This window comes from Sphingobium sp. (assembly GCF_032153725.1).
Taxonomy (GTDB): Bacteria; Pseudomonadota; Alphaproteobacteria; order Sphingomonadales; family Sphingomonadaceae; genus Sphingobium.
This window is the reverse complement of the sequence record NZ_JALDYQ010000123.1, coordinates 1-7,231: the sequence shown is the minus strand read 5'-3', so window position 1 is coordinate 7,231 and position 7,231 is coordinate 1. Positions and strand designations below refer to the sequence as shown.

Genomic DNA, 7,231 nt, shown 5'->3' with positions numbered 1-7,231 from the left:
ATCAAGTCCGGGATGACGAAGCTGTAATGGCAAGAATCCACCCATTCCGCGCCACATGAGGTGTTCGATCGCCTTCCCCAACGCATTTCCACAACCAGCACGTACGGAAAAAGGGCCGCGCAGGTCATCCCCCACGCGGCCCTTTTTGTTCACTCAACCGAAGCAGCGCTTACGCCGCCTTGCCCGCCTTGTAACGCTCGATCGCTTCCAGCGTGATGCGGCGGGCGTCTTCCGCGCCGCCCCAGGTGCCGATGCGCACCCACTTCTGCTTTTCCAGATCCTTATAGTGGGTGAAGAAATGCTCGATCTGCTCCATCACGATGCCGGGCAGATCGTCCTTCTCATCCACATTATGGTAGTAGGGGAAGGTCTTGTTATCGGGCACGCAGACCAGCTTCTCGTCGCCGCCGGCTTCATCTTCCAGATTCAGCACCGCGATCGGACGGGCGCGGACGACCGAACCGGGCACGAAGGGGGAGCGGGCGATGACCAGCGCGTCCAGCGGATCGCCATCGGGCGACAGGGTGTGCGGCACGAAGCCGTAATTGGCCGGATAGCGCATCGGCGTATGCAGGATGCGGTCCACGAACAGCGCGCCCGACGCCTTGTCGAACTCATATTTCACCGGCTCGCCGCCCACGGGAACCTCGATGATGACATTCAGGCTGTTGGGCGGATCGTCGCCGACGGGGATCAGTTCGATATTCATGGGACTAAGCCTTTGTAAACGCGTTGCTCTGTGTGGGTGATTATGTTTTCGGTTTCAGCAGCCGGTCCAGACTGCCTTCACCCTCTCCCGTTTTTTCGAGGCGCGGATAGCGCAGGCCGCCGGAATAAGCGAGGCTCAAAGTGCGATAATATTTGTCCTGCTTAAGTATGATCTGAAGCGGCTTTCCGCCCTTGATCGCGGCCTTCAGCACGTCGCCCGAATATTCATCGCCATTGATCGCGACGATTTTGGAGCCGACCGCCAGCCCCGCTCTGAAAGCCGGGCTGTCCCAGACGACGTTGGAAATCTCGCCGTCATTCTTGACGATCATGCCGATGCCAAAGCTCTGGTCGACGAACTTGCCCGATCCCTCGGCGGCCTTGGTATAAGTGCCCGGCGTGTCGCCATAGACCAGCCTGTAACCGCCCAGCGCAAAGCCGCCCTTGGGCGTTTCCTTCGTCGTGCTGTCCACATATCTCTGGAAGAAGCCCACCCAGTCATAGGGCGCGACGCTATTCAGCGTCCTGATGACGTCGTCGCGATTATAGACGACCTGCCCCCAATCCCCCGGATTGATGCCGAAAAAGGCCTTGGCGAAATCATCGAGGCCTTTGGCGCCCTTGGTCTGCCGGCGGATGATCGCGTCCGCCTCCAGCCAGATCATCAGGCCTTCATTGTAATAATCCTCCGACCGCTGCCAGCTCGACCAGCCCTTGGGGCGACGGGCGGAGATGATCGGATCGTGCGTGGTGTCCTCCATCGGCCGCCATTCGCGGCCACGCGTGGTATCCAGCTTGGCCGCGATATGGGCATAGGCGTCCAGCGTCTCCTGCTTGGAAAACAGCCCCGAACGCGCACCCAGCACATAGCCCCAGAATTGCGTCTGCCCTTCATAGACCCACAGCAGATTATCCTGCATCGGCACGTTGAAATCGGGCGTCCAGAGGAGGTCGGGGCGGCGGAACTTGCCGTCCCAGCTATGGGTGAACTCATGCGGCAGCAGGTTGCGGTCCAACAGCGCCTCGCCATCGCCCCATTTCTTGAAATAGCCCGGCTCGACCTGATTTTCGGAGGAGCGATGGTGCTCAAGGCCTATGCCGCCCATCTCGTCGGTGATGGCGAACAGGAAGTCATAATGATTGAAATGATAGGTGCCAAACAGCGCGCCCGCTTCATCGACCAGCTTCCTGTGTCTGGCGATCTGGTCGGGTTTGGCGTCCAACTCATCGGCATCGTCGGCCACGATGTTGAGCGTCACATTATGGCCGAGATCGACCGGCTTGAAATAAAGACCCGCGAATACCGGCGAATCCTGCAAGGCTTCATAATCGATCACGTCATAGGCAACGGTCGACCCCGTCTTCCGGCCGCGCAGCGCGGTCGCCGCCTGCCAGCCGTCGGGATAGGTGACGGTCGCCTGCACCGGAATCTGGCGCGTATAATAGCCCGCCGGATAGAGCGACACCGACTCCCACTGGATGTTCAGCATCTTGGGCGTCACCACGACGCGGCCCTGATTGGGCTGGGTGGCGGAGAGGAACTGGAACGACGCGACGACCTGTTTAGTCCCCTGCGGCACGTCGATCACGAAACCATAGACGTTGAGCGGATCGCGCTTCCAGATCAGCGGCTTGCCGTCGGCGGTGAAGGTGACGCCGTTGATCTTTTCGATAGCCCCGCGCGGCGCATGATTGCCCGGCAGCCATTGCGGCATCAGCAGCGTCATCGGACCGGCGGCGGCGACGGGGATGGTTTCCTTGACGCGGAAGATGCGCTGCACCGTGTCGGTGGCGTCGACCTCCAGTCTGATCGTCCCGCCCGGATAGGGCGCATCCTTGGGGGCGGCGGCGGCATTGTCGACCGGCAGCGCGGTCGGTTTGGAGCGGATCGCATCCTGCGCGATCAGCGGACCTGCAATGGCCGTGGAAAGGAAAAGGGCGGCAGCAAGGCTGCGGATCATGAGCATCTCCGAAAAAACCTGCGATCGAACGACCGTATAACAACAGAATGGCGAGCCGAAGTGCCGCCGTCCACCCCCCACGATCCCCGACACATCATGCGACAAAAAAGCGCGTTTCCTTGATGCATCTTTATCGTTAAAGGCGCTCCCCCATGGCCAAGAACGAAACGCCGCGCCCAAGGACCCCTAATGCTGTACGCGGCACGCAGGACATGCTGGGCGGCACTGCCGAAGCATTCCAGGAACGTTTCGCGCATGTAGTCGCGACCTTTGACCGGGTGCGCAAGCTCTATGGATTCCAGCGGGTGGAAGTGCCCGTCTTCGAATCGACGGCGGTATTCGCCCGGTCCTTGGGCGAAAGCACGGATGTCGTCTCCAAGGAAATGTACACGTTCGAGGATCGCGGCGGCGACAGCATCACCCTGCGCCCTGAATTCACCGCCGGCATTTCGCGCGCCTATATCACAGAGGGCTGGCAGCAATATGCGCCGCTCAAAGTGGCGACCCACGGCCCGCTCTTCCGCTACGAGCGCCCGCAAAAGGGCCGCTTCCGCCAGTTCCACCAACTCGATGCCGAGATCATCGGCGCGGGCGAACCGGGGGCGGATGTCGAACTGCTGGTGTTCGCGGACCAGTTGCTCCGTGAACTGGGCGTGTCGGATGGCGTGACGCTCAACCTCAACACGCTGGGCGATGCTGAAAGCCGCGAAGCGTGGCGCGCGGCGCTGATCGCCCATTTCGAGGCGCATCGCGACCAGTTGTCGGAAGAAAGCCTCGACCGGCTGCACCGCAATCCGCTGCGCATCCTCGACAGCAAGGACTCGCGCGACCGCCCGGTGGCGGACAGCGCGCCGGATATCGACGCCTATTTGACGGATGAGGCGCGGACCTTCTTCGACAAGGTGACAGCGGGCTTGGATGCAGCGGGCGTGGCGTGGGAGCGCAACGCCCGGCTGGTACGCGGCCTGGATTATTATCGTCACACCGCCTTTGAATTCATCACCGATCGCCTGGGTGCACAGGGCACGGTGCTGGGCGGTGGGCGCTATGACGGGCTGATCGAGAATCTCGGCGGTCCCTCCACCCCGGCGGTTGGCTGGGCGGCAGGGATTGAGCGGCTGGCGATGCTGGTCGATATGCCGGAGATTGCGGGGCCGACAGTCGCCGTCATTCCCATGGGCGAAGCCGCCGAGGTCAAGGCCACGGGCATCATCGCCGGTCTGCGCCGCGCCGGCGTCGCCTGCGACATGGGCTATCGCGGCAATATGAAGAAGCGGATGCAGCGGGCCAATGCATCGGGCGCGGCCTGGGCGGTCATATTGGGCGACGACGAACTCGCGCGCGGCGAGGCGGCGTTGCGCAACCTCGGCACCGGGGAGCAGCAGGCCATCGCACTGGATGCGCTGATCGAGACGCTCGTGGCCCTCTGATGCACATCTCCGCCGAACGCATCGCGCAGATCGAGGCGCGCCGGGACGAGGTGCAGGCGTCGATGACGCGCGCCGACCTCGCGCCGGAGGAGTTCGTGCGGCTCTCCAAGGAATATGCCGAGATCGAGCCGGTGGCCAAGGCTGCCCATGAGGTCCGCCGTCTCCGTCAGGAATTGAGCGCGCTTGAATATATGGCGGGCGGCGAGGATGCGGATTCCGATCCGCTGATGCGCGAAATGGCGCAGGAGGAAATGCAGCTGATCAAGGGCCGGCTGCCCGACGCCGAACGCGCCCTCGCTCTCCAGCTTCTGCCCAAGGATGCGGCCGACGCCCGCCCGGCGATGCTGGAAATCCGCGCAGGCACCGGCGGCGACGAAGCCGCCCTGTTCGCGGGGGACCTGTTCCGCATGTACCAGCGTTATGCCGATGCGCAGGGCTGGAAGATGGAGATGATCTCCTCCAACGCCTCGGAACAGGGCGGCTATAAGGAAGTGGTCGCCAGCATCACCGGCACCGGCGTTTTCGCCAAGCTCAAATTCGAAAGCGGCGTCCACCGCGTCCAGCGCGTCCCCGTCACCGAGAGCGGCGGGCGCATCCACACCTCCGCCGCCACCGTCGCGGTGCTGCCGGAACCGGAGGAGGTCGACGTCCAGATTGCCGACGGCGACCTCAAGATCGACATCTACCGCGCATCGGGCGCTGGCGGCCAGCACGTCAACACGACCGATTCCGCCGTGCGCATCACCCATTTGCCCTCTGGCATCGTGGTGACGCAGCAGGACGAACGATCCCAGCACAAGAACAAGGCGAAGGCGATGCAGGTGCTGCGCGCCCGCATTTACGAGGTGGAACGCGAACGCGCCCAGAGCGAGCAGGCCGGCGCGCGCAAGGCGATGGTCGGCTCGGGCGACCGTTCCGAACGCATCCGTACCTATAATTTCCCGCAGGGCCGCGTCACCGATCACCGCATCAACCTGACCCTGCATCGCCTGCCCGAAATATTGGAAGGGCAGGGCCTGTCCGAAGTCATCGACGCGCTGGTGGCGGAGGACGAAGCTGCCCGCCTCGCCCAGCTGGACGGCGTTGCGTGAGCTACTCCTATGCTCTCCCCACTCCGTCATTCCCACGCAGGCGGGAATGGTGAAAGAAGGCGTCGCGAACGCCCTTCGCACCGCCACCACTCGTCTCATGCCCGTCAGCGGCACCCCGCGCCTCGACGCTGAACTGCTGCTCGCCCACGCGCTGGGGATCGACCGCAACGACCTGCTGATGCGCCAACGCGACTTGACCGTCCCGCCCGGCTTCGTCGCCCTGATCGAGCGCCGCCTCACCGGCGAGCCCATCGCCTATATCACCGGCATCCGCGATTTCTGGACGATCAGCCTGCATGTCACGCCCGACGTGCTGATCCCGCGCCCCGACACCGAAACGCTGATCGAGGCCGCGATCGGCCATTTCGGCGCAAAAACACCCGTTCGCATCCTCGACCTCGGCACCGGTTCCGGCGCGCTGCTGCTCGCCGCTCTCAGCCAATGGCCGCAAGCGCGCGGGGTGGGGGTGGACATATCCCCCGCCGCCCTGGCCGTCGCGCAGGGCAATGCCGATCGCCTGGGGCTCGCGCCGCGCGCCGCCTTCCGGCTCGGTGATTGGGGGGAGGGGCTGGACGGCCTGTTCGACCTGATCCTCATCAACCCGCCCTATATCGCGCGCGAGGTCGCGCTTGCGGGCGATGTCCTCCACGAACCCGACGGCGCCCTTTTCGCGGGGAAAGAGGGGCTGGACGATTATCGCCGGATCGCGCCGATGCTGCCTTGCCTGCTGGCGCCCGGCGGCATGGCCGCGATCGAAATCGGCTATGACCAGCGGGTTAGCGTCTCAGCCCTGTTTGCCGATCAAGGACTTAGCGTCACCGTCCGCCGCGACCTTGCCGGGCATGACCGATGCCTGATCGCGACTCCGCCTCCTCCTGTCTGATCCAGCAAAGGATTTGCGCGCGCACACGCGAAAATAGCTTGGTTTATGGCGCGCAAGCCACTACATGGAATTCAGGGACGGCACTATCCTGAGGATCTGCCCTGTGGGGCCGCGACAAGAAAAGGCCGTTTTCCCGCTCCTTCAAAGTCACGACGGCGCTGCTGCGCAGGCGCCTCTGGCAGGTCAAGGGCATGGGTTGATTGCTTGACCCCTGTCTGGCGGAGCCTTACCCGGACCTGATGGTCAGGCCGTGCTGAAGGATGGCGACTGAACGGTGTTTTCAGTGAATGATGGCAAAGTGAACGCAAGGATCAGCTCTTGATCAACAACAGGCAGGCCGGTCGCCGCAATCGCGGCCGGAACAACAATAATGGTCGTCCTAATGGTGGAAATCGGGGCGGCGGTGACAATGGCAACCGGATCGACAGCCGCGCACGCGGCAATGCGGCCCAGCTTCTTGAAAAATACAAGAATATGGCCCGCGACGCGCAGATGGCAGGCGATCGGGTGAATGCGGAATATTATCTGCAATTCGCCGACCATTATTTCCGGGTCATGGCCGACAACCGCGCCCGTCAGGAGGAGCAGCAGCAGCGCTTCCGCCCTCGTGACGATAATTTCGACGATAATTTCGACGAATTCGATTCAGGTTATGATGGCGGCGATGAAGCGCGCATCGATCAGCCCACCGATCGGGGGCAGGACCATGATCGCCGCCGCGACGAGCCGCGCGACTATCGCGAGGGTCGGAATGACCGCAACCGGCGGGACCGCAATGATCGGAACGATCGCAATGATCGCAATGATCATCGCCGTGAACGCCCGGCGGTCGAGGAAGCGGCGGAGCAGCCCCTGCCCCGGGTCGAAGTCGCCGCTGAACCGGTGGCTGTCACGCGACCGGCTTCCGAACCGCAACCGGAAGGGGATGCCCCCCGCCCGCGCCGTGGCCGCCCGCGCAAGGCTGCTGCGGTGAAGGAAGAGGGGCAGGGAGGACTGGATCTTGCCGTCCTGCCGCCCTCTATCGCCCGCGCGGACAATGATGCCGCGCCTGTGGAGGAAGCGCCGCGCAAGCGGACCCGTCGCACCCGGCCTGCGGCTGAAGCGGCCGAATAATCCCGCTTTCGCATGGGATGACGAAAAAAGGGGGGGGGGGGGACA

6 protein-coding genes are annotated in these 7,231 nt (G+C 63.5%); 4 read left to right on the top strand and 2 right to left on the bottom strand.

Annotation, left to right across the window (positions count from 1 at the left end; genetic code table 11):
- Positions 1–169 precede the first annotated feature (169 nt).
- Positions 170–709 carry an inorganic diphosphatase gene (gene ppa / locus RUH75_RS22850; RefSeq protein ID WP_313809504.1) on the bottom strand — a complete coding sequence of 180 codons (540 nt, stop codon included), beginning with the start codon at positions 707–709 and terminating at the stop codon, positions 170–172.
- A 40-nt stretch (positions 710–749) separates the two neighbouring features.
- A complete protein-coding gene (locus RUH75_RS22845) occupies positions 750–2,669 on the bottom strand; it encodes a peptidase M61 (RefSeq protein ID WP_313809503.1) in 1,920 nt (639 codons plus the stop codon).
- Positions 2,670–2,821: 152 nt separating this feature from the next.
- Here RUH75_RS22845 and hisS point away from each other — a divergent pair, with 152 nt between their 5' ends.
- From hisS to RUH75_RS22825, 4 genes are all read left to right on the top strand, one after another.
- Complete coding sequence (gene hisS / locus RUH75_RS22840) at positions 2,822–4,099, top strand: histidine--tRNA ligase (protein ID WP_313809502.1); 1,278 nt, start codon at positions 2,822–2,824, stop codon at positions 4,097–4,099.
- Entirely contained in the window at positions 4,099–5,190 is a 1,092-nt protein-coding gene (gene prfA, locus RUH75_RS22835; RefSeq protein WP_409592419.1) for a peptide chain release factor 1, read from the top strand. Before hisS ends, prfA begins: the two co-directional genes overlap by 1 nt.
- A gap of 46 nt (positions 5,191–5,236) precedes the next feature.
- Positions 5,237–6,073, top strand: coding sequence for a peptide chain release factor N(5)-glutamine methyltransferase (prmC, locus tag RUH75_RS22830; protein ID WP_313809500.1), 837 nt, complete (start codon positions 5,237–5,239; stop codon positions 6,071–6,073).
- A 318-nt stretch (positions 6,074–6,391) separates the two neighbouring features.
- Positions 6,392–7,186: a DUF4167 domain-containing protein gene (locus RUH75_RS22825; protein WP_313809499.1), complete on the top strand. Its 795-nt coding sequence runs from the start codon at positions 6,392–6,394 to the stop codon at positions 7,184–7,186.
- Positions 7,187–7,231 lie beyond the last annotated feature (45 nt).